This window comes from Kitasatospora sp. NPDC056181, assembly GCF_042266225.1.
Taxonomy (GTDB): Bacteria; Actinomycetota; Actinomycetes; order Streptomycetales; family Streptomycetaceae; genus Kitasatospora.
Genome location: NZ_JBHJUK010000054.1, coordinates 13,883 through 36,614 on the forward strand (window position 1 = coordinate 13,883; position 22,732 = coordinate 36,614).

The window sequence follows — 22,732 nt, forward strand, 5'->3', positions numbered from 1 at the left end:
GGCGCCCCCGGCCGGCCGCCCAACGCCGGGGCCCCCCCACACACCGGGGGGGCCCGGGCGTACCCGGTCACCGCCCGCCCCCCCCCGGCTGGTTCGCTTCAGCGGCGCCCCGTACGGGCGGCCGCGCCCGGGATCACGCCACCGGGGTGTACTTGTAGCCGACCCGACGGACCGTCACGATGCTTTCGCGGTAGGCCGATCCGAGCTTGCGGCGCAGCCGCGCCACGTGCACGTCCACCGTGCGGCCGTCGCCGACGTGGCCGTAGCCCCAGACGGCGGACACCAGGTGGTCGCGGGTGTGGACCCGCTGCGGGTGCTCGGTCAGGTGGGCCAGCAGCTCGAACTCCAGGTAGGTGAGGTCGAGCAGCCGCCCGTCGACGTAGGCGTTGCGGCGTTCCACGTCGACGGTGATGCCGCGGCCGGCCGGCCGCACCGGGCGGACGGCGGCGGGCCCGGCGGACACCCCCGCCGGGAGCCCGGCGGCCGGGACCGCGGACGACACCGCCGACGGCACCCGGGCGGCGCCGGCGGCGACCGTCGAAGCCGCGGCGACGGCAGTCGGGCCGGCCGGGGCGGACCCGCTCTCGGCGGGCACCAGCACCAGGTACCCGACCATCGGATGGCCGCCCGCGCTGCCGAACTGCGCACCGAACTGTGCGCCGTACTGGGCGAGCAGCGCCTGCGGCAGCGCACCCTGCGGAAGTGCGGCGACGACGGTGGCCCCCTCCGGCAGTGCGGCGAGCAGGGCCTGCGGCGCCGGGACGCCCGGTACGGCGCCGGCCGCCGGATGCGCCGGGGCGGCCACCGGATGCGGCTGGACGGACGGCTGCTGGGGAACGGCGGAGTGCTGCGGACCGGCGGGGTGCTGGCCGTGCCATCGCTCGGCGGTCGAGGGGACGGACCGGACCGCGCGCAGGTGCGGGGTCGCGGCGGGAAGGGGGAGGGTGGCGGTGGAGGTGGAGGACATGGTGCCGCTCATTTCGCGCGTGACGGACGGGGTGGAGTCGTCTTGCGCGTCGACCGGGCGTACTGCCGGGGCTGATCCGAGGTCAGCGGGCGGAGTGCCGGGACGCGCTGGGCGAGCCCGGACACGTCTGGTCGAACAGGTGCGGCTGCCGGGACGGCCAGAACGGCTTGAGGTCGAGGTGACCTCGGGCGCCGTCCGCGACGGTGTCCCTGCGGCCGTTCGACCTGGCGAACGGACCACTGCTCCGTGCCCGCCGCACCGCCTCCGCCCCGCCGACGACACCGACGACGGCGCCGGCGGCGACCCCGTCACCGGCGACGGCGAGGGTGGGAACGGGGGCTGGGACAGGGTCGGGGACGGGGGTGGAGGTGGAGCAGAGGAGGTTCACTGGTGCTCTCCGCGATGCGGGTCCGGGGCACGGCGCGGCGCCGGACGGGGAGACGTCCGATGCGGCCGGGTCGATGATTTGACGGATCGTCACATGGCGGCCGACGCGACGACCCGGCAACCGTGGGGTGCGGGGCGTGCGGGGCCGGCCGGGGGATCCGTCGGAAGTGCGGGGACGGGCCGGTCCGTCACCGACAACAGGCGCTGCAGATCAACGCGTGGTCGATGTACCGGCGGATCGTCAGCGCCGGGGCGACCGGGGCGGGGACGGGCACGGCGGCAGTGCGTCGCTGGTCGACGGTCACGGCTCTGCCCTCCCCCTCATTGCTGTCGATCGCCTTGCGGTCGATCGCCCCGCTGCCGGCCACTCTGTCGTGAATCGCGCCGACGCGAGTTCACGGTGGCGTGCATCGCCGCCGGACAGGTCCGGACGGCCTTCGTCGACAGAGCCTTCCATGCCGCGCCGGTCAAGGCAACCTCCCGGCGCCCGAACGTCCGGGATGCGGACGCCGAAATGAGACGACGGCCTCCCGGCCCCCTCGGCGGAGCCTCCGTCAGGCCCGCGCCGGGGCGCGCCGGGACCGCTCGGCGGCGTGCTCGACCAGTGTGACCAGCAGGTTCTTCCCGTCCTCGCGCCGGCGTGCGTCGCAGAGGACCACCGGGATGTCCGGGTCCAGGTCGAGCGCGTCCCGGACCTCCCCGGGCGTGAACACCTCGGTGCCGTCGAAGCAGTTCACCGCCACCACGAAGGGGATGCCGCGCTGCTCGAAGAAGTCCACCGAGGGGAAGCAGTCCGCGAGCCGGCGGGTGTCGGCGATCACCACGGCGCCGAGCGAGCCGCGTGCCAGCTCGTCCCAGACGAACCAGAACCGGTCCTGGCCCGGCGTGCCGAAGAGGTAGAGCGCGAGCCCGGGCCGCAGGTCGATCCGGCCGAAGTCCATGGCCACGGTGGTGGTGCGCTTGGCCTCCACACCCGAGGTGTCGTCCACCGGGCGGCCGAGCTCGCTCAGCTCCTCCTCGGTGCGGAGCGGACGGATCTCGCTGACCGAACCGACCAGCGTGGTCTTGCCCGCGCCGAAGCCCCCCGCGACCAGGATCTTCACGGCGACGCCCGGACCTCCCCGCCACTGCGGGTCGTCGGTGTTCCCCCGTTGCTCACGGGGCTGGTGGTCAGAGCGCACGGAGTCCATTGATCACGTCTCGCAGCAGGCGCTCGTCCGGCAGCTCGGCGAGCGGAACGGGTCGGGTGACGCTGATCAGCTCGGCGTCGTAGAGGTCGCCGAGCAGCACCCGGACCACACTGACCGGGAGGTCGGTGTAGGAGCCGAGTTCGGCGACGGACAGCGGCTCCCGGCGGCACCAGGCCAGGATGGTCTGGTGCTCCGGGTCGAGCACGTGCGCGGGTACGGCCCCCGCGTCCGGCCCGGGCTCGGCGGCGGTGACCAGCGAGATCAGGTCGAACAGGCCGTCCTCGACCGGCCGGGTGCGGCCCCGGGTCATCGAGTAGAGCCGCACCACCGGGCCGGCGTCGTCGTCGAACCAGCGGTCGTCGACCGGGGTTCGCGCCTGGAACAGGTCGACGTCGGGCTCGTCCCCGCCCGGGTCGTCCTGTTCGCGCGTCGGCTCCTCCTCCGCCATCGGGCCGCTCATCTCCCCGGCGGGGCGGCTTCGGTACGCGGCTCGGCGGCCAGGTGCTCGCCGACCCGCTTGACCAGCAGGGCCATCTCGTAGGCGATCTGGCCGATGTCGGCCTCGGCCTCGCTCAGCACCGCCAGGCAGCTGCCGTCACCGGCCGCGGTGATGAAGAGGAACGCCTCGTCGAGCTCCACCATGGTCTGGCGCACGCCGCCGACCTTGAAGTGGCCGCCGGCGCCCTTGGCCAGGCTGTGGAAGCCGGCCGCCACGGCGGCGAGGTGCTCGGCGTCCTCGCGGTCGAGGTTGCGGGAGGCCCCCGTGGCCAGCCCGTCACTGGAGAGGATCACCGCGTGGCGCAGGGCCGCGACGCGTCCCACCAGGTCGTCCAGGAGCCAGTTGAGGTCCCCGGATGACTGCGTCGTAGTGGTCATGAATCTGTTCCTTCCGCTGGAGCGGGTGGTGCGGGCTGTGCTGGTCGTACGGGCTGTGCAGGTGGTGCCGTTGGTGAGGGTGTTGACGACGGTGTCCGGGCCGCGCGCGGCACCGGGGGTGCGGATGGCACGCGGCGGGCGAGCGGCGCCGAGCCGGTGGCGGGCGGGGCGGGCAGCGCCGCCGGCGCGGGCGCCGGGCTGATCGCCCGTCGGGCCGGGTCCGGGGGCAGCCAGGCGGGTACGGCGACGGGCCGGGCGGGCGGGGACACCGGCGGGGTGCCGGCGCCGCTGGTGGCTCTGCTGCCGGCGCCGCGCCCGCGGGTGTAGCCGCGCTGGAACGAGGTGAACGTCGCCCGCGCCTCCTCCGGCGAGCGTTCCCGGGCGGCCTCGGCGGCGCCGGCCTGCCCGGTACCCCGGGAGGCGTCCTGTGCGGCGCGCTCACGCAGCTGCGGCGCGAGGCTCGCCTGGCGGACCCGGCGCGGCAGCGTCCTGACGCCCGCAGGGGCGGCGTCCCCCGGCGCCGGGGCAGCTGCGACGGCAGGCCCGGCGGCCGGGACGACGGTCGGAACGGCGGTCGGCGGAACGGCGGTCGGGACAGCGGCAGGCGTGACGGCAGGAGCCTCCGCCGGCCCCTCGGCAGGTGCGGCGGCCACGTCCTCGCGGCGGTGCCTTCCGGTGCCCGGGGAGTCCTCGTCGACGGGCGTCGGCACCAGTACCGGGCCGCCCTTGGTCCGGGAGCGCCGCGGCAGCCCGCCCGGGGTCCGGGCCGGCTCGGGCGCCGACGGGCGCGGCCCGCCGCTCACCCGGTGCCGGCCGCCCTGGCCCGCCACCGCGCCACCGGTCCGGCGGTCCTCCGCCCTGGCGGCGCCCTGCCCCTCGTGCTCCTCGCCGCTCAGCGCCGGCACCGCGACCAGGTCGCGCTGCCCTCGCCGGCCGGGCACCGCACGCTGTCCGGCAGCGGCGGCGGCTCCCGGAACACCGGCAGCCGGAGCACCGGCGGCGACGCCACCCGCCGAGGGCGGCTCCGCCAGCCCGTCCGGCGCCTCCGCCAGCAGCTCGCGCGGGATCAGCACCACGGCCGTCGTCCCCCCGTACGGCGACGGCCGCAGGTGGACCCGGATGCCGTGCCGACGGGCCAGCCGGCTGACCACGAAGAGGCCCAGCCGGTCGGTGTCGGCCAGGTCGAACTCCTGCTCCACGGCGAGGCGTTCGTTGATCTCGGCGAGCGCCTGCTCGCTCAGCCCGAGGCCGCGGTCGTCGATCTCCAGCGCGAAGCCGTGCGCCACCACCTCGCCCTGGACGGACACCTGGGTGCTGGGCGGGGAGAACACGGCCGCGTTCTCGACCAGTTCGGCCACCAGGTGGGTCACGTCGGCGACCGCGCTGCCGAGCAGCCCGGTGCCGGGGAACGGCCGGACGGTCACCCGGGCGTAGTCCTCCACCTCGCCGACGGCGGCGCGGACCACGTCCACCATCCGCACCGGCTTGCGCCAGGCCCGGCCCGGCGAGCCGCCCGCCAGGATGATCAGGCCCTCGGCGTGGCGGCGCATGCGCGTGGTGAGGTGGTCGACCTTGAAGAGGTCCTCCAGCTCGGCCGGGTCCTCGGTGCGGCGCTCCATGGTGTCGAGCAGGGTCAGCTGGCGGTGCAGCAGCACCTGGCTGCGTCGGGCCAGGTTGACGAAGACCGCGGAGACGCCGCGCCGCAGCTCGGCCTGCTCGACGGCGGCCTCGACGGCGGCCCGCTGTACGGCGTTGATCGCACGCCCGACCTGGCCGACCTCGGCCGGGCCGAACTCCAGTTCCGGCGCCTCGACCGCGACGTCCACCGCCTCGCCCTTGCGCAGGCGCAGCATCACCGAGGGCAGCCGGGCGCCGGCCAGCTCGTTGGCGGCGTTGCGCAGGCCGATCAGCTCGCGGGCCAGGCCGCGGCCGATCCGGTAGGAGATCACCACCGACAGCACGACGGCGACCAGGCCGATCACACCGGCGATGCCGCCGCGCCAGAGCATGCCGATCGCGTACGAGCGTTCGCGGTCGCCGATCGCCACGGCGAGGCGCGAGTTGATCGCGGCGAGGTCGCCCAGGGCGCGGTCGGCGGTGTCCCGCCAGGAGTCGCCGTTGATCGCCTGGACCACCCGGTCCGGCCCGCCCGCGCCGACGAAGTCCGCCTCGGCCCGGGCCAGCGCCGCCCAGGCCTCGCCGCCGCGCAGCGCGATGTAGTCGGTCTGGTCGGCCGGTTCGAGCTCGGCGATGTAGACGGTGAACAGCGCCTGCTGGTTGTGCAGGGCGTCCAGCGCCACCTGGTACTGCTCGGCGGTCGGCCGCCCGGGCGCGGTACGCAGGCCCTCCATCGCCGCGTCCTCCTGCGCGAGGTACTCGCGGGCGCGCGCCAGCTCGATCAGGATCGTTCCCTGTCGCGGGAGTTGGCCGCTCTGGCGGGCGACGAACGCGGACCGGAAGCCGAAGGTGGGCTTGATCAGGTCGCTGTACTGGCCGAGCGCGAACTCCCAGTTGAGCGCCGAGCGGTTGATCTGCCCGCGCAGCGGGGCGAGCTGGTCGGCGGCGGCGAGGATCTGCACGTAACGGCCGCGCTGCGCGGTGTCGAGCCGGCCTCCGCCGCTGTCCTTCTTCTGCCGCAGCACGGCGAGGCCCTGGTCGGTGGCGGCCTGGGCGTGCTCGAAGGCGTCCCGGGCGGCCCGCGAGGACGGGTCGGCCAGCCGCTGGACGGCGGCGCGGCGCTCGTTCTGCAGGTCGGCGGCGTACTGGTCGACCGGGGTCCCGAACTCCTTGTACGTACTGCTGACCTCCAGCCGGCTCCAGACGTCGCCGGTGGTGGCGAGCGTCGCGTACGCCCACAGGGCGGTGAGCGCGACGATGGGCACCAGGAGCAGCGCGATGATCTTCGCGCGGATCGAGCTGCTGCGCAAACGCATGGAGTCCTCGGTCGGGAAGTGCCAGGCGCGGACGGGGAGCGGATCGAGGGGTCGGCCGGGGACGGCCGCGACGGGACGGCTGTGACAGGCGGACGGCGGGCGGGCGGACGGGTCGGACAGGCAGGTCGGACGGATGGTTGGCAGGCGGATCAGGCCTGGCCGGGAGGTCCCGGCCGCAGGTCTGCGAGAGCCTACTACGCCCTGACCACTCGTTCGAGGGTCGAACCCGTCCTCTGCTCCGCTTCACCCCGGCCATGTCCGGATCGTCCCCGACGTCCCGGATTCGCCCTCTCCCGCGTCCGTCCCCCGCCGCCGCGGCCGCGGGCCGCCACGGCACTTTCCCAACGGGCCGGTGCCGATCTCGGCGCGTCCCGGTCACACCCCTGGGCAGTGACAGTGCAATCCGATAGTTTCGCTCCCACCTGCCCGACCGGTCAGCGCACCGCCGATCCGGACGCCCGTACGGGCCCGGCAAGGCCCGCACGGGCCCGGCAGGCAGGGGACGCAACGGGATCGGGGGCAATGTGCGCGAGTTCACCACCCCTGCGCCGGCCGGACCACCGGCCAGCGGCGGGCTGGCCGACTCGCTCTACGACACCGCGGAACGCACGCCGGGGCTGGTCCAGCTGGCCCGCCGGGACGGCGACGACCAGGAGTGGCGGGGAGTCACCGCGGCCGCCTTCCGGGACGAGGTGCTGGCGCTGGCCAAGGGCCTGCTCACCCGGGGCGTCCGCTACGGCGACCGGGTCGCCCTGATGTCGCGCACCCGCTACGAGTGGACGCTCTTCGACTACGCGCTCTGGTCGATCGGCGCCATCCCCGTCCCGGTCTACCCGACGGCGGCCCCCGAGCAGGTGCGCTGGATCCTGGCCGAGACCCAGGCGGTGGCCTGCCTGGTCGAGGACGAGGACCACGCCATGACGGTCGGCGCGGTCTGCGACGCACTGCCGGACCTCACCGGGATCTGGCAGCTGGACCGCGGCTGCGTCGCCGCGATCACCGAGGACGGCCGCGGGGTGCCGGACTCGCTCGTCCACCGCCAGCGGCTCGGCGTCGCGCCGGGCAACATCGCCACCGTCGTCTACACCTCGGGCACCACCGGCCGGCCCAAGGGCTGCCTGCTCACCCACGCCAACCTCGCCGCCGCGGCCGACGCCCTGCTCGACGGCTGGGGCGACGTCTTCCACGACACCGGCGGCGCCCAGCCGTCCACCCTGCTCTTCCTTCCGCTGGCGCACGTCTACGGCCGGATGGTGCAGGTCGCGGCGGTCCGCGGCGGCTTCCGGATCGGGCACATCCCCGAGGTCGCCACCGAGGTGCTGCTGCCCGCCCTGGCCTCCTACCGGCCGACCTTCCTGCACGTCGTCCCGTACGTCTTCGACAAGATCTTCCAGCGGGCCCGGCGGGCGGCCGAGGAGGCCGGGCGCGGCGAACTCTTCGAGCAGGCCCGGCAGGTGGCCGTCGAGTGGGCCGCCGCCCGCGAGCAGCGCGCACTCGGCCACGGGCCCGGGCCCGGCCCGAAGCTGAGGCTGCGCCACCTGGCGTACGAGCGGACCGTCTACCAGCGGCTGCGAGCGGTGCTCGGCGGCCGGGTGCGCGGCGTGATGTGCGGCGGCTCCTCGCTCGGCCGGGAGCTCGGCCTCTTCTTCACCGGCATCGGCCTCGACCTGTACGAGGGGTACGGCCTCACCGAGACCTCCGCCGCCGTCACCGCCAACCCGGCGCGGCGGCAGAAGCTCGGCACGGTCGGCCGGCCCGTACCGGGCGCCACCGTGGCGATCGCCGACGACGGCGAGGTCTGGGTGCGCGGCCCCGGCGTCTTCGACGGCTACCTCAACCACCCGCAGTGCACGGCCGAGGCGCTGTACGACGGCTGGCTCGGCACCGGCGACCTCGGCAGCCTGGACGAGGACGGCTACCTCACCATCACCGGCCGCAAGAAGGACCTGATCGTCACCAGCAGCGGCAAGAACCTCGCGCCGAGCTCCCTGGAGGAGCGGGTCCAGGCCCATCCGCTGGTCTCGCAGTGCCTGGTGGTCGGCGACGACCGCCCGTACGTGGCCGCGCTGATCACGCTGGACCCGGCCGCGCTCGCGCACTGGCTGAAGTCGCACGGGCGCGAGCAGCTCGACCCGTGGGCGGCCCTCGCCGACGAGGAGCTGCACGCCGAGGTCCAGCGGGCGGTGGGCGCCGCCAACACCGCCGTCTCCCGCGCCGAGTCGATCCGCGCGTTCCGGCTGCTGCCACGGGAGTTCGACGTGGACCAGGGGCTGCTCACGCCGTCACTGAAGCTTCGGCGCGCCGCGATCACGGAGTACTACGGGCAGGACATCGAGGAGCTGTACGCACCCTGACGGTGCGTCTTGTCCGTTGTGCTGCACCGTGGATGGCTGCTGCGGCTTCGGCGCGCGCGGCGCGCGGTTCACCCGCCGGTCCCTTGACGATCCGAGTGGTCCAGTCCATTGTTCTGCCACGGTCCGAGTGCGGCACGCCGACGGCTCCCACCCCTCGGGGAGCGCTCCACCCCGCTCCACGCGCCCTCCCCACGGGCGTGGTCCCCCACGGCCTCACGGCCCCACGCAGGAGTCCTCACGTGTCCATGTCCTCCCGCCCGTCCGCGTTCCCACGGCGGTCCGCACGCCTGTCCGCGCTGGCCGCCTGCGCGTCGCTCGCCGTCTGTGGCCTCGCCGCCCCGGCGTCCGCCGAGCCGGTCGTGGCCGCGGCAACGGCAACGGCCGCGACCCCCGTCGGCACCACTGCCAACCTGGCGACCAACCCCGGCTTCGAGATCCCCGCCTCCTCCTTGGCCGACTGGGGCAGCGTTCCCGGCTGGCGCTGCACCGGCGGCCCGGCCGAGGCCGCCGTCACCACCTCGGCCCCGCACTCCGGCGGCTCCGCCCTCGCCGTCACCCCGGCCGGCGACGACTCCAACGGCGAGTGCACCCAGACCGTCTCCGTCCAGCCCAACACCACGTACACCGCCTCGGCCTGGGTCCGCGGCGCGTTCGTCCACCTGGGCGCCACGGGCACCGGCCGCGACGTCGCCCCCGCCTGGACGGAGACCACCCACGGCGGCTGGCAGCAGCTGACCACCCGTTTCACCACCGGTCCCGACGCGCACACCGTGCGGCTCTACGTCCACGGCTGGTACCAGCAGGGCCCGTTCGCCGTCGACGACGTCCGGGTGGACGGCCCGGCCCCGGCCCCCGCGACCGGCTCCGGCTCGGTGCCGACCACCGACAAGGTGGTCTTCTTCACCGTGGACGACGGCTGGCAGCGCACCCCCGAGGCGGAGAGGTTCATCACCGACCACAAGCTGCCGATCACCGCCTTCCCGCTGCCGATGCCGGCCGCCACCGACCCCGACTTCTTCCGGCGCGTCACGGCCGTCCCCGGCTCCTCCGTGCAGGACCACAGCGTCTCCCACACCGACCTGACCAAGCTCTCGCCCGCCGAGCAGCAGGTCGAGATCTGCGACGCCCGGGACTCGCTCACCCGCATCTTCGGCACCGCCCCGACCGTCTTCCGGCCGCCGTACTTCGCGTGGAACGCCGACACCCTCCAGGCGGCGGCCAACTGCGGCATGCGCACCGTCCTCACGGCGGACGCCGACTTCAGCTGGGGCGCCTCCAACATCTGGCACGAGGGCACCCTGTCGCCCGGTGACGTCGTGCTGATGCACTGGACCGACACCCTCGCTGGCGACCTCCAGCGCGCCCTCGCCGCCGCCGACGCGGCCGGCCTCAAGCCCGCCGGTCTGAGCTCCTACCTGCACTGACCGGCGCGGGGCCGCTCCGCCGATCCCGGGGGGACCGGCAGGGCGGCCCCGAGCCTGCCCCGGGCGCCGGGTCCACGGCCGGCGCCCGGAGCCCGGCCCTGCACGTGCCTTGACCTTGCCCTTGACCTTGCCCCTGCTCCTACTCCTGCTCCTGCTCCTGACGGCAGCGGAGGCGGCGGCGGGTTACGGTCGGACGCCGAAGACCCGGTACACCCACCCGTCGAGCCGCCTGCCGAAGGCCGCGGCCGAGGTGATGCCCTGCGCCGGGATCGGGCCGGCCTCGTCGCCCGACAGGAAGTCCACGTCCGCCCAACCGCCCCGGAAGAGGACCACCAGCAGCTCGGACTCCGCCGGTCCGGAGAGGTGGACACCGACCGAGTCCGGATCGGCCACCCGGGCGCGGTCCGTCGCCAAGGGCTGCGGCCACCGCGCGCGCCCGTCCCGCCACGTCACCGGGCGGACCACAAGGCCGGCCGCGCGCCACCGGCCGGTCCGAACGGCCAACTCCCCGGCCGCCCGGTCGAGATCGACGAATCGCTCCATGTCGGGATCGTCCACCACCCACCACCGGTCGGGCACCCGGGTTCTCGCGACGCGGGCCCCCAGCCCGACGATCTTGCTCGTTGACAGGCGGCCGGGCGGATGGCTCTAATGTGAGGCGTGCAGCGTGGCGTCGGCCAAAGAGAACTGGGCCGGCCGACAGCCGAGCGGGCACCTTTCACAGAGGGACGATGCGCGATGAGTTCTTACTCCGCTCCCCTGATCTGACGTCAACGGCTGCGACGGCGCCCGCCCGCGGGCTCCCTTCTGCCGCGCCCGTGCGCAGGTGCGCCGCCGTCGCCTTCGCTCCCCCTTGTTCGGAGATCCCACAGGCGTATGCCCATGTCTTTCAATCAAGCGATCATCGAGGAATTCCGCGCCAACGCCGGAAGGGTCGGCGGCCCCTTCGAAGGCGGCGACCTGCTCCTGCTGACCACCGTCGGCGCCCGGTCCGGGCAGGAGCACACCGTGCCGCTCGGATACGTACGGGCGGACGGGCTGCTGCTGGTCGTCGCCTCGGCGGCCGGCGCTCCGGAACACCCGCAGTGGTACCGCAATCTGCTCGCCCGGCCGGTGGTGCGGATCGAGCTCGGGTCGGAGGTGTTCGAGGCGGTCGCGGTGCCGGCCGAGGGCGCCCGGCGGAACCGGCTGTTCGAGGCGGTGGTGCGCGTCGCGCCGGGGTACGGCGACTACCAGGCGCACACCGCACGGGTACTGCCGGTGGTGGTGCTGGAGCGGCCCGAGGCGCAGCCGCGTGAGGTGGCCACCCTGGCGGACAAGCTGCTGGAGGTCCACACCTGGCTGCGCGCCCAACTGCGGCACGTCCGGACCGAGACGGAGGCGCACTTCGCGGCCGGGCCCGCGGGCGAGGGCCGGCCACCGGGCCTCGGGCTGCAGATCCGCCAACACTGCCTCGCACTCTGCGAGGGGCTGACCCACCATCACAACGGCGAGGACGCGGCGATCTTCCCCGCGCTGGCGCGCAGCCATCCGCAGCTCCGGGAGACGCTCGTGCGCCTGGGCGAGGAACACCGCTCGGTCGGCCGGATCAAGGACGAGCTGGTGGGGCTGCTGGCCGGGATAGGGGTGGCCGAGCCGGAGCGGTTCCGGGCCGAACTGACGCGGCTGTCGGCCGAGCTGGAGGCGCACCTGGACCACGAGGAACGGGAGCTGCTGCCGGTGCTCGCCGGCATCCCGTTCCCGCCGAGGCCCTGAGGGACCGGGGCGGTGAGGGACCGGAACTCCGAGGGGCCGAGCCCCTGATGGGGGTGGGGCGCCGGTCCCGTGGTACTCCGTGGCCGCCGGCCCCCGCCCGGAGGACGGGTGGGGGCCGGCGGGCCCTACCGGAACCGGCAGGCCGTACCGGAACCGGCGGACGCGACCGGAGCCGCGCGGCCTCACCAGGTCCGGCGGGCGCCACCGAACCGGTGGCGCCAGGCCCGGGTTCGGCTACACCTGGGCCGAGAAGACCGGCAGGTAGCCGCCCGAGTGGCCGGCCGCCTTCGGGTGGTAGCTCTCGTCGACGGGCAGGGTGGTGCTGTTCAGCCAGGTGGTGCTGGAACCGCAGATCTCGTGCTCGGTGAAGATGCTGCGGACGTCACCGAAGGCGAAGCCCGCGTTGGCGGCACGCTTGGCGATGACGCCGTCCAGGACGTCCGCCGCACTGTTGATGGCGGAGCGCTTGGTGTCGCCGATGCCGAAGATGCAGCTACCGCCGATCTTGTAGAGGTGGGGGTAACCCAGCACGACCACGCGGGCGTTGGGGGCCTTGGCGTGGATGGCCGCGTAGACCTGGTCGAGCTGGCCGGGCAGGGTGTTGTTGGCGTAGTTCTTCGCGGTGGCGACGGCGTTGAGGCAGGCGCTCTCGGTGTCCAGCACGCAGGTCTGCATGGTGCTGGCGAAGCCCGCGTCGTTGCCGCCGATGCTGATGCTGACCAGCGTGGTGCCGGAGTTCAGCACCGAGAGCTGGTTGTTGAGGACGTCACCGGTTCTGGCACCGGAACAGGCGACGAAGGAGAAGGACGACGGCGCGTGCGCGTTCTTCCAGAGGTAGGGGTAGGCGTTGGTGCTCCGCTTGCAGCTTCCGCTTTCGCTCGTGTAGCTGCCGGCACCGACGCCGGAGGCGTAGGAGTCCCCCAGGGCGGCGTAGTTGACACCGGCCGCGTGGGCGGACGAGGCGGCGAAGAGGGTGGTCAGGGCGAGGAGTGCCGCGAAGGCGGCGACTGACATGGAGCGGGTGGGGCGCAGCATGACACCTCCAGAGAGTGACGTGAGTCACAGAATTTGATACCAGGCAGTAGGTATCCCGGGAAGTGGTCATGCCAAGGCAATTGACGGTCGGTCGGACGGACGCGAGGTGAACTGCGCTACGGTCAAAGGAAAGTGCGCTGGCCAGGCGCCCTGGACAAGGCCCGCGGCACCCCGCCGCAACTCACTCGTCCGGAGGAGCGCCCGGCAGCGTTGTGGAGGGTCACTCGGACACGCCGGCGGCGGTCACGGGTGCTCCGGTCGGATCCACGGGTACGCAGAACGGGCCCACCGGAGCTCCGCCGACTGGGCCCCCGGGGGCGCTGGGTGCGCCGGCCCGTCCCCCGGGTGCGCCGGCCGACCCCAGGGCGGTCCGCCCGGCCGGCCTCACGGGCGCGCCGGCATGGAAGCCTCCCGCCCGGATCCCTGACCGGCCATCCCGTGTGTGGCCGCCCCGGTGTCGACGCGCGGCGTCCCGCGAGCGGCACGGCGCCCAGCGCCCGCGCGGCGACGAGGCGCATGTCCGGAGGTCGACGTGGTGGAGCAGCCCGCCGGGGGTGCGCCTCCGCGGCTCCCCGTCACTCCCCGCCGGGGTGAGCGGCGCCGGCGCTGCCGCGGACCGCCCCGGGGAAGACCTCGCAGCCCTCCGCAGGGAGCTCCTCGATCGCCTCGTTGGCGGCCGCGGGCACGCCGAGCCACCGGACGCCGGCCGACACCGCCGCCCGGGCCTGCCGCAGGCCGGGCGCGCCCCAGCCGAGCAGCTCGACCGCGAGGCCGGGCGCGACCAGCAGCCTCCGGTAGTGCCGGCCCGATGCCGGGTCGGGCGCGCTCGGACCGACGGCCCGCAGCGCCGCGGCCATCCGGACCCGCGCGCACTCGTGCCCGCCGTTGGCCGAGCCGACCCGGTCGTAGAGGTAACCGAGGTAGTACGGCGTGCCGATCAGCGCCTGGGCCTCCTCGGCCGCCTCCCGGGCCAGGGCGGAGCCCGGCTCGCCTTCGTCCTCGGGCTCCAGCGAGCCGCCCGGGAGCGAGACGATGCCGTCCTTGGGGTTGACCAGGGTCAGCACCCGGCCGTCGGGGGCGAACAGCCAGCCCCACGACTGCTTCACCGGCAGTCCGTCGGGCACCTGCTCCCCGGGCCGCCACGGCCAGCCCGCGGTGGGACGCCGTCGCACCTTGCCGAGCAGCTCGGCGATCTCCGCGCTGTACTCGATCCGGCTCATGCGTCCCCCTTTCGGTGTCGGGCTCGCCGGACCGGCGGTGCGCGGGGAGGACCTGCGGTGCGCGGTTCAGGGCGGAGCGGCCGGAACGACGGCGTGGGGCACCGCCGGCTCCTGCTGTTGATCTTCCCCGAAATCTTCCCCGAACAGGCGGTCGATGAACAGTCCCCAGCGCCGCTTGGTGGACACGGAGGTCCTAAGTCCCTGGTCACCCCAAGGGCTCACCGCCGTCCTCGCGCACCCCGCCGGGGCCGGCCCCGTCACCCGGCGCCGCACCCGGCGGCACGGGCCCCGGCTGCCCAGGGCCCGGCAGTGCGAAGCCCGGCAGCGGCACGGCGCCCGGCGGGAACGGCAGGCCCCGGCCGACGTCGTCGGCGAGCGAGTCGAACACCTCCTGGGCGGACATCGGCCGCATCCGGCCGCCCTCCAGGGCCCAGCCCCGGACCTCCTGCCCGCCCGGCGCCGCCGGATCGCCGTGCAGCAGCAGCGCGCCCGCGCCGCCGGCGGCCACGCCCGCCGCCAGGGTGACGCAGAGCGCCTCGGTGTCCCGGCCGGCGTCGAGGAGGCGGCCGCCCCGGACCCGGACGTCCGCGGCGGCGGTGAGCTCCTCGCCGTCCTCCGGCCCGTGACACCGCAGGGTCAGCAGGTGGCGCCCCTCCCCGGCCCCCTCCGCCACCGCCAGGTAGACCGAGGTGACGTACGTCATGACCGCGACCATCCGGGGCTGCCCGGTCGGACCCTCGCCGAGGGCGTCCAGCAGCGCGGTGCAGGCGATGGTGATCCGCACCCTGGCCCGGTGGTCGTCGGCCAGCGCCGGGAGCAGCCCGGCCAGCCGCTCCCCCGCGTAGACGAAGGGCTCGCCGGCCAGCTCCGGGTCGGCCGCGTACGCGACGCGGGCGGCCGCGCCACCCGGGTCGAAGCCGAGGGCCTCGCAGTAGTCCTCGTAGTCGGCGGGGTCGAGCACCCGCAGGTGCACCTCCACCCCCTGTCCGCACAGGGCTCTGAGCTGGGACTCCGTCCGGCTCAAGTACTCCCGGAAGGCCAGGCCGCCGAACAGGCCGTGACGGGCCAGGCCGGCGAAGTCGGCCTGGCGGACGGCCAGCGCGACCGCCACCGGCAGCGGCGGCGGAGCCCCGCGCGCCCGGCCCCGCTGCCGTGCCCGGCCGCCGGGCCCACCCGGACCTCCGGTGCCACCGGGGCCGCCCGGACCCGCTCCGCCCGCACCTCGCATGCCGCCGCCCGGCGGCCGGGCGCCACCCCTCCCGGCGGTCCTCCCGCCCGACGGCGGACCACCCGGCGGGCCACCCGCGCGACCGCCCCCGGACGGCCCGCCCGGCCCCGGCCGCCGCCCGGACACCCGACCGGACGACCCCGGCCGCCCGCCCCCGCCCGTACTCGCACCCGCTGCGCCTGCACCAACACCCACACCCGCCCACGCACGGACGCGCGCCCGGTGCGCCCGGCGCACCAGGGGCCCGGCGAGGCCGAAGATCCGGGACTGCTCGGACATGGTTCCTCCCACGAGTTCGCACCGGTCGCTCCGGAGTGGCGCCGGCGATCCGGACCATACACAGCGTCACTGACAATGCACCGGGAGCGACGATCCGGCGGCGGAGGGCGCCCCGCCCGGCGGCAGCCCCTCCGCGGGACCCCCGGGTCCCCTGTTCCGGCCGCGTTGTCAGTGCCGGGCGTTAGGGTCGGGGACCATGCGACTGCTGCATACCTCCGACTGGCATCTCGGGCGCTCTTTCCACCGGGAGAGCCTCCACGACGCCCAGCGCGCCTTCCTGGACCACCTCGTCGCCGTGGTCCGGGCCGAGCGCGTCGACGCCGTGCTGGTCGCCGGCGACGTGTACGACCGGGCACTGCCGGGCCTGGAGGCGGTCGCCCTGTTCGACGACGTGCTGCACCGGCTGGCCGGCCTTGGCGTGCCCACGGTGTTCATCAGCGGCAACCACGACTCGGCCCGCCGGCTGGGCGTGGGGGCCGGCCTGATCGGCGAGGCCGGCGTCCACCTGCGGACCGACCCGGGCAAGTGCGCGGAGCCCGTCCTGCTGGCCGACGAGCACGGGCCGGTCGCCGTCTACGGGCTGCCCTACCTGGAGCCGACGCTGGTCCGCGGGCAGTTCGGGCTGGAGCGCGGCGGCCACGCGGCGGTGCTCGGCGCGGCGATGGACGCCGTCCGGGCCGACCTCGCGGCCCGCCCCGCGGGCACCCGAGCGGTGGTGCTGGCACACGCCTTCGTCACCGGTGGCGCGCCCAGCGACAGCGAGCGGGACATCGCGGTCGGCGGCGTCGCCTCGGTGCCCGCGTCCGTCTTCGACGGCGTGCACTACGCCGCCCTCGGCCACCTGCACGGCTGCCAGACGCTCGCCCCGCATCTGCGCTACAGCGGCTCGCCGCTCGCCTACTCCTTCTCCGAGGCCCGGCAGCGCAAGACCATGTGGCTGGTCGACCTGGCGGCGGACGGCTCGGTGGCCGCCGAGCGGGTCGACTGCCCGCAGCCGCGCCCGCTGGCCTGCCTGCGCGGCCGACTCGACGAGCTGCTCGCCGACGAGCGGTACACCGAGCACGAGCAGTCCTGGGTGCAGGCGACGCTGACCGATCCGGGCCGCCCCGGCGAGCCGATGGAGCGGCTGCGCCGGCGCTTCCCGCACACCCTCCAGCTGCTGTTCGACCCCGAGGAGAGCGAGGCCGCCCCCGCCCGGTCGTACGCGGCGCGGGTGAGCGGGCGGGCCGACCTGGAGGTCGCCGAGGGCTTCCTGCGGCACGTCCGCCCCGGCGCGGAGCCGGACCAGGACGAGCTCGGCTGGCTCCGCGAGGGATTCGAGACCGTCCGGCAGACCGGCGACCGGAAGGCGGAACTGCCCCGATGAGGCTGCACAAACTCACCGTCACCGCCTTCGGCCCGTTCGCCGGCACCGAGACGGTGGACTTCGACGCGCTCGCCTCCGGCGGCCTCTTCCTGCTGCGCGGGGCCACGGGCGCGGGCAAGAGCAGCGTGCTGGACGCCGTCTGCTACGCCCTCTACGGCGAGGTGCCCGGCACGCGCCGGGTCAACCGGCTGCGCAGCGACCACGCCGACCCGCGCCGGCTGACCGAGGTCCGGCTGGAGCTGACGCTCGGCGGGCGCAGGCTCCAGATCACCCGCCTCCCGGAGCAGCCGCGGCCGAAGAAGGTCGGCAAGGGGACGACCGTCGAGCGGGCCCAGACCCTGCTGCGCGAGTGGTCCGCGGACGGCTCCGACGGCGGTGACGGCGCCCCCGGCTGGCGGGCCGTCAGCAAGTCCCACCAGGAGGCCGGGGAGGAGATCCACCGACTGGTCGGGATGAGCCGGGACCAGTTCTGCCAGGTGGTGCTGCTGCCGCAGGGCGACTTCGCCCGTTTCCTCAGGGCCGACTCGGAGGAGCGCGGCAAGCTGCTCCGGCGGCTGTTCGACACCGAGCGGTTCCAGCACGTCGAGGCCTGGCTGGCCGAGCAGCGACGGGCCCAGGAGGCCGCCGTCCTGGCCGGGCGCCGGCGCCTGCGCGACCTGTGCAGCAAGGCCGAACAGGCCGCCGGCCCGCAGGCCGAGCCGGCCGCGGCCTGGGTGCCCGGCGAGGACGAGCCGGCCCACGCCGCCGCCGGCCTCACCGCGGACGTGCTCGGCTGGGCCGCCATCCTGCGCAACGGCGCCGCCGAGCAGCTGGCCGTCGCCGACGCCGCGCTCGACGGTGCCGAGGCCGGCCACCGCGCGGCGCAGCGCGCCCGGGCCGACGCCGAGGAGCTGGCCGGCCGGCAGCGGCGCCACCAGGCGGCGGCGCAGGAGGCGGCCCGCCTCACCGGGGCCGGTCCGGAGGTCGAGCGCGACCGCCGTCGGCTGGCCGACGCCCAGGCGGCCGTCGGGGTGGAGTCGGTGCTGCACCTGCGCCGGACCGCCGCCGAGGCCCACCGGGCGGCCGTCGAGAAGGAGCACCGCCGACGGGAGGCGCTGGCCGGTGCGCCCGGCGGCGAAGGCGCAGCGCTGGCCCGCGCCGGCGCCGAGGAGCTCGCCGCCGCCGAGCAACGGCTGCGCGCCGAGGTCGTCCGGCTGGAGGCGGCCCAGGCCGACGAGGTCCGGTGCGCCGCGCTCGGCCGGGAGCAGGCGTCGCTGGACGCGGACCGGCGCAGGACCGAGGAGCTCGCCGAGGAGGCGGCCGACTGGCTGGCCGAGTTCGACGGGCGGCTCGCCGCGCTGCAGGAGGTGCAGGCCGCCGCCCGGACCGCGGGCACCCGGGTCGAACAGCTGGACGCCCGGCACGACGAGGTGACGCAGCGACTGGCCGCGGCCCGCCGCCGGGACGCGCTGCGCAAGGAGATCAGGGCCGCCGCGCCGCTCGCACTCGCCCGGCGCGCCGAGGCCCTGGACGCCCGCGAGCACAGCCAGGACGTGCGCGAGCGCCGGCTCACCGGCATGGCCGCCGAGCTGGCGGAGCAGCTGCGGTCCGGCGAGGCCTGCCGGGTCTGCGGTTCACCGGAGCACCCGGAGCCGGCCCGGCCGTCCGGCGGGCAGGTCGGCGCGGCGGACGAGGACCGGGCCCGGGCCGCCCAGGCCGTGGCCGAGCAGGCGGCCGACGCCGCCGAGCGGGAGCTGGCCGGCCTGCAGGTGCGCGAGGCGTCCGCCGCGGGGGCGGCCGGGCCGGAGAGTGCCGGGGTCATCGCCGAGGCGCTCGCCGAGGTCGAGCGGGAACGCCGCGAGGCGCTGCGGGCTGCGGAGGGGCTGGGCCCGGTCACCCGCCAGATCGAGCGGCTGACGGACGACCAGAACCGCCGGCTCGCCGAGCTGCGCGACGCCGGCGAGCGCACGGCCGCACTGACCGCCCGGGCCGAGGCGCTCGGCACCGAGCAGGAGGAGCTGGGCCGCCGGGTCGAGGCGGCCCGGGGCGACGCGCCCTCGGTGGCCGGCCGGGCCTCGGAGCTGGCCCGCCTCACCGAGGCCGTGGCGGCTTCCGCGGAGGCGGCGCGGGCCGCCCGGGCGGCAGCCGAGCGGCTGGAGGAGGCCTCCGGAGAGCTGGCGCGGGCCGCCGAGGCGGCCGGGTTCCCGGGCGTGGAGGAGGCCGCGGCCGTCCTGCTGCCACGGGAGCGGCGCGAGCAGCTGGAGGCCCGGCTGGCGCGGTACCAGGCGGAGCTGGCCGCGGTCCAGCAGCAGCTGACGGAGCCGGAGCTCGCCGCGGCTGCGGCCTGTCCGCCGGCGGACGTGCCCGGCGCGCGGTCCCGGCTCCAGGCGGCCGTCGACCGGCTGCGCCGGGCGCACGCCGCGCAGGAGGCGGCCCGCGAGCGACGCGAGGCGCTCGCGACGATCGGCCGGGAGCTGACCGGGCTGGCCGCCTCGCTGGCGCCGGCCCTGGACAGGTTCGGCCGGATCAACCGGCTCGCCACCCTCGCCGCCGGCACCTCGGCGGAGAACCGGCTCCGGATGCGCCTGGAGTCGTACGTCCTGGCGGCCCGGCTGGAGCAGGTGGCGGCGGCCGCCAGCGACCGCCTGGTGCGGATGTCGGGCGGCCGCTACACACTCGTCCACAGCGACGACCGGGGCGCCGGCACCAAGCGCTCGGGCCTGGCGCTGCGGGTGGTGGACGCCTGGACCGGCACCGAGCGGGACACCGCGACGCTCTCCGGCGGCGAGAGCTTCTTCGCCTCACTGGCCCTCGCCCTCGGCCTGGCCGACGTGGTCACGGACGAGGCGGGCGGCATGCCGCTGGACACGCTCTTCATCGACGAGGGCTTCGGCACGCTGGACGAACAGGCACTGGAGGAGGTCATGGACGTCCTCGACGGCCTCCGCGAGCGGGACCGCGCGGTCGGCATCGTCAGCCACGTCGCCGACCTGAAGTCCCGGATTCCGGCCCAGCTGCTGGTCAGCAAGGGCCGGCACGGCTCGACCCTCACCCTGGCGGGCCGGGAGAACACGTAGCGCGGCCCGCGCGCGGAGGACGGCCGACGGGAACGGCCGGGGGTCAGCCGGAGCAGGCGATGCGCTGTGCCTGCTGCCAGGCGCAGACCGGGCAGAGCGTGGTGCCCGGGTGGTCGGCGGGCAGCTCGGTCGGCTCACCGCAGAGCACGCAGTCGGCGCGCGGCCCGGACAGCCCCGGGTCGTGCACCAGCGCGGCCTGTGCCGCCTCGGCCGCGGCCGGCGCCGGGGCGCACACCAGGCCGTCCTGACCCGCCGCCGCACCGACCGCCGCCGTACCGCTGGCCGCCACTTCCGCCGTCACCGCTGCCTCGCTGCTCATGCCGCCTTCCTACTCCGCTCCCCCGCCCGCTCGCAAGGACACTCGGTCGCACGGACACCCGATCGCGACGGCAGCCACTCGCGCCGGGCCGCGGCCACCCCGGGACCCGGCGACCACGACTCCCGCGTGCAACGAGACCCGGCCACGACGACACCCGGCCACGGATCCGCCCCTGCCGTACCCGCACCCGCACCCGCACCCGCACCCGCACCCGCACCCGCACCCGCACCCGCCACGATCCCGGTGGCCCGCCTCCCGTACGGTGGCCCCGTGCCCGCTGACCTCGCCCAGATCCTGGCCTCCGCCCGCGCCGCCTCGCCCAACTACCCCGAGGTGGGCGCCACCCTGGGGCCCCGGCTGCCGGCCGGGTACGCGCAGCTGCGGCGGCGCATCCACCTCGGTCACGGACGCGCCGTACTGGAACGGGCCGGGCGGTACGTGCTCGGCTGGGGCTGCCAGCTCGGCACCGGCTTCGCCGTCCACCCGTACACCCCGGCCGAGGAGGGCGCGACCGTCCTGCTGCGGCTGAGCCCGCCCCGACTGCGGTGGCCCCGCGTGGTGATCCCGTGCCGGGTGGTGTGGACGGTCGACGAGCCGGACCGGATCGGCTTCGCCTACGGAACGTTGCCCGGGCATCCGGAGTGCGGCGAGGAGGCGTTCCTGGTGAGCATGGACGCGGCGGGCGAGGTGTGGTTCGAGGTGACCGCGTTCGCCCGGCTCGCCGCCTGGTACGCGCGGCTCGGCCGTCCGGTCGCGGTGCTCTGCCAGTACCTGGCGATCGAGGGCTACCTCGCCGCGGTCGCCACCGCCGCCATCGGGCCCGACGACCCGACCGAACCGGTCCGCGCCGCCGCCCCGGCCGAACCCGTCCACCCCGCCGGGCCAGCCGCCCCCACCGGCCTCGCCGAACCCGTTCACCCGGCCGACGACCACGCCGCCCCGGCCGAACCCGCCGACCCCGGCGGGGCCGCGGCGGCCGGGTAGCCCGTCACCCCAGGAAGGACAGCCGGACCGTCCGGTGCGGGTTGTCGCCGTTGGTGTCGACGAGGACGACCGACTGCCAGACGCCCAGGGCGAGTTGGCCGCCGATCACCGGCAGCGTGGCGTGCGGGGCGACCAGGCCCGGGACGACGTGGTCACGCCCGTGGCCGGGGCTGCCGTGCCGGTGGCGCCAGCGGTCGTCGGCGGGCAGCAGCTCGCGCAGGGTCGTCAGGAGGTCCTCGTCGCTGCCGGAACCGGTCTCCAGGACGGCGATGCCGGCCGTGGCGTGCGGCACGAAGACGTTGAGCAGGCCGTCGCGCCCGGCGGCCCGGTCGTTGAGGAACTCGGCGCAGCGGTCGGTGATGTCGAGTGCGACCTCGCGGCTGCCCGTGGTGATCTCAAGGGTGGTGGTGTGGAAGGGGGTGGAGTGGATGTTGTCCGCCATGGCGTCATCCTCACCCACACGAGGGGATCTGGCGGTCCGCCTCGCCGACTCTCCTTGCCAAGGAGGCAAAATCTCGTACGCTGACAGGTTCGGCACCTCGGCGAACCCGGACGCCCGCCCCTGCCCGCGCCCGTGCCGTGCCAGCACCCCCGGCCCGTGCGAACGGGCGCGCCCCGCGTCCGGACACACCAAAGACCCGACGGTCCCTGAGGTCCGTCGGGCCGGATGCCGGTCGGCGCGGGGGGCAACCGCCCTAGCCGCGACTCCCGAACAGGCTCCGCCGCAGCCGGCGCAGCGGCGCCAGCAGCCTCACCCGCACGTGGCGGCGCGGGGCCGTGGGGGCGCCGGCGCCGCGTGGCGTCAGCTCCCTTATCAACCCGAGCGCCTCGGCGGTGTCCACCGCCGAGAGTGCGGGCGCGCCGAGCACAGCCAGGTGACGGTCGATCCGACGGCCGGTCGCGCCGACACCGCACTGGATCGCCGGCACACGAGGCCGAGTCCGCACTTGCATGTGTTCCATCAGTATTCCCACCCCTACGAGGCGCCAGGGCCGTGAGGCGAAGACTATCCGTGATAGACGGTCTTCGCGCAACCGTCCTGGTGTTCTGCCACCGTATCGTGCGGCGTCAACTGACGGCGCACCAGGGGCCACCCGAGCGGTCACGACTAGGCATCAATGATGGTGCACGACCGGCCGCACGTCACCGGGTCCACGGAGGCACTGACCCGGCGCCCTGCCCGGGTGGCACGCGCCGGGCGCACAGGGTCACCGTCGGTCACCGTCCGCACTCCGCGCCCGCCTCACGCCCGCCCTTCGCCGCGGCACGGCTCTCCATAGCGACACCTCGACAAATCTCTAGGACAATCACTTCAGAAAGTGAACGCAATCGAGGGATTGACGCGGGCGAAACCTCCAA

Annotated in this window: 19 protein-coding genes; 6 read left to right on the forward strand and 13 right to left on the reverse strand. The window is 75.6% G+C overall.

Going from position 1 to position 22,732, the window contains the following annotated elements; translation table 11 throughout:
- Positions 1-133: 133 nt before the first annotated feature.
- The 6 genes from ACFC1F_RS21130 to ACFC1F_RS21155 all read right to left on the reverse strand — a co-directional run bounded on the left by ACFC1F_RS21130 (position 134) and on the right by ACFC1F_RS21155 (position 6,353).
- Complete coding sequence (locus ACFC1F_RS21130) at positions 134-967, reverse strand: winged helix-turn-helix domain-containing protein (RefSeq protein ID WP_376160246.1); 834 nt, start codon at positions 965-967, stop codon at positions 134-136.
- Positions 968-1,049: 82 nt separating this feature from the next.
- A complete protein-coding gene (locus ACFC1F_RS21135) occupies positions 1,050-1,355 on the reverse strand; it encodes a hypothetical protein (protein ID WP_376160248.1) in 306 nt (101 codons plus the stop codon).
- A gap of 553 nt (positions 1,356-1,908) precedes the next feature.
- The gene (locus tag ACFC1F_RS21140; RefSeq protein WP_209409142.1) at positions 1,909-2,544 is read right to left on the reverse strand and encodes an ATP/GTP-binding protein; all 636 of its coding nucleotides are present in this window, start codon (positions 2,542-2,544) and stop codon (positions 1,909-1,911) included.
- Positions 2,525-2,992 (reverse strand): DUF742 domain-containing protein, encoded by a 468-nt coding sequence (locus ACFC1F_RS21145; protein ID WP_209409971.1) that lies wholly within the window; start codon positions 2,990-2,992, stop codon positions 2,525-2,527. The genes ACFC1F_RS21140 and ACFC1F_RS21145 overlap by 20 nt, the downstream gene beginning before the upstream one ends.
- 8 nt (positions 2,993-3,000) lie before the next feature.
- Entirely contained in the window at positions 3,001-3,420 is a 420-nt protein-coding gene (locus ACFC1F_RS21150; protein WP_209409145.1) for a roadblock/LC7 domain-containing protein, read from the reverse strand.
- The gene (locus ACFC1F_RS21155; protein WP_376160251.1) at positions 3,417-6,353 is read right to left on the reverse strand and encodes a nitrate- and nitrite sensing domain-containing protein; all 2,937 of its coding nucleotides are present in this window, start codon (positions 6,351-6,353) and stop codon (positions 3,417-3,419) included. Before ACFC1F_RS21155 ends, ACFC1F_RS21150 begins: the two co-directional genes overlap by 4 nt.
- 524 nt (positions 6,354-6,877) lie before the next feature.
- Between ACFC1F_RS21155 and ACFC1F_RS21160 the strand changes: the two genes are divergently transcribed.
- Complete coding sequence (locus tag ACFC1F_RS21160) at positions 6,878-8,707, forward strand: AMP-dependent synthetase/ligase (RefSeq protein WP_376160253.1); 1,830 nt, start codon at positions 6,878-6,880, stop codon at positions 8,705-8,707.
- Between the two features lie 245 nt (positions 8,708-8,952).
- Positions 8,953-10,131 (forward strand): polysaccharide deacetylase family protein, encoded by a 1,179-nt coding sequence (locus ACFC1F_RS21165; protein ID WP_376160296.1) that lies wholly within the window; start codon positions 8,953-8,955, stop codon positions 10,129-10,131.
- A gap of 183 nt (positions 10,132-10,314) precedes the next feature.
- Here the strand turns inward: ACFC1F_RS21165 and ACFC1F_RS21170 are convergent, their stop codons facing one another.
- The gene (locus tag ACFC1F_RS21170; protein ID WP_376160255.1) at positions 10,315-10,674 is read right to left on the reverse strand and encodes a hypothetical protein; all 360 of its coding nucleotides are present in this window, start codon (positions 10,672-10,674) and stop codon (positions 10,315-10,317) included.
- Between the two features lie 333 nt (positions 10,675-11,007).
- On the opposite strand from ACFC1F_RS21170, the gene ACFC1F_RS21175 reads away from it, so the two are divergent.
- Positions 11,008-11,886, forward strand: a complete 879-nt coding sequence (locus tag ACFC1F_RS21175) for a nitroreductase/quinone reductase family protein (RefSeq protein WP_376160257.1) — start codon at positions 11,008-11,010, stop codon at positions 11,884-11,886.
- Positions 11,887-12,120: 234 nt separating this feature from the next.
- On the opposite strand, the gene ACFC1F_RS21180 is transcribed toward ACFC1F_RS21175, so the two are convergent.
- The 3 genes from ACFC1F_RS21180 to ACFC1F_RS21190 all read right to left on the reverse strand — a co-directional run bounded on the left by ACFC1F_RS21180 (position 12,121) and on the right by ACFC1F_RS21190 (position 15,252).
- Positions 12,121-12,921, reverse strand: a complete 801-nt coding sequence (locus ACFC1F_RS21180) for an SGNH/GDSL hydrolase family protein (RefSeq protein ID WP_376160259.1) — start codon at positions 12,919-12,921, stop codon at positions 12,121-12,123.
- A gap of 575 nt (positions 12,922-13,496) precedes the next feature.
- Complete coding sequence (locus ACFC1F_RS21185) at positions 13,497-14,141, reverse strand: hypothetical protein (protein ID WP_209409164.1); 645 nt, start codon at positions 14,139-14,141, stop codon at positions 13,497-13,499.
- 205 nt (positions 14,142-14,346) lie between these two features.
- On the reverse strand, positions 14,347-15,252 hold the full coding sequence (locus tag ACFC1F_RS21190) for a hypothetical protein (RefSeq protein WP_376160261.1): 906 nt from the start codon (positions 15,250-15,252) through the stop codon (positions 14,347-14,349).
- 592 nt (positions 15,253-15,844) lie between these two features.
- On the opposite strand from ACFC1F_RS21190, the gene ACFC1F_RS21195 reads away from it, so the two are divergent.
- Positions 15,845-17,014 (forward strand): exonuclease SbcCD subunit D, encoded by a 1,170-nt coding sequence (locus ACFC1F_RS21195; RefSeq protein WP_376160263.1) that lies wholly within the window; start codon positions 15,845-15,847, stop codon positions 17,012-17,014.
- Entirely contained in the window at positions 17,011-20,070 is a 3,060-nt protein-coding gene (locus ACFC1F_RS21200) for an AAA family ATPase (RefSeq protein ID WP_376160265.1), read from the forward strand. Before ACFC1F_RS21195 ends, ACFC1F_RS21200 begins: the two co-directional genes overlap by 4 nt.
- A gap of 43 nt (positions 20,071-20,113) precedes the next feature.
- Here ACFC1F_RS21200 and ACFC1F_RS21205 read toward each other — a convergent pair whose 3' ends face one another.
- Complete coding sequence (locus tag ACFC1F_RS21205) at positions 20,114-20,389, reverse strand: hypothetical protein (RefSeq protein WP_376160298.1); 276 nt, start codon at positions 20,387-20,389, stop codon at positions 20,114-20,116.
- Positions 20,390-20,659: 270 nt separating this feature from the next.
- On the opposite strand from ACFC1F_RS21205, the gene ACFC1F_RS21210 reads away from it, so the two are divergent.
- Positions 20,660-21,373 carry a DUF1990 family protein gene (locus ACFC1F_RS21210; RefSeq protein WP_376160267.1) on the forward strand — a complete coding sequence of 238 codons (714 nt, stop codon included), beginning with the start codon at positions 20,660-20,662 and terminating at the stop codon, positions 21,371-21,373.
- Positions 21,374-21,377: 4 nt separating this feature from the next.
- On the opposite strand, the gene ACFC1F_RS21215 is transcribed toward ACFC1F_RS21210, so the two are convergent.
- Together ACFC1F_RS21215 and ACFC1F_RS21220 are read right to left on the reverse strand one after the other, a co-directional pair.
- Positions 21,378-21,815: a YjbQ family protein gene (locus tag ACFC1F_RS21215; RefSeq protein WP_376160269.1), complete on the reverse strand. Its 438-nt coding sequence runs from the start codon at positions 21,813-21,815 to the stop codon at positions 21,378-21,380.
- A gap of 253 nt (positions 21,816-22,068) precedes the next feature.
- Entirely contained in the window at positions 22,069-22,335 is a 267-nt protein-coding gene (locus ACFC1F_RS21220; RefSeq protein WP_209409179.1) for a hypothetical protein, read from the reverse strand.
- Between the last annotated feature and the right edge of the window lie 397 nt (positions 22,336-22,732).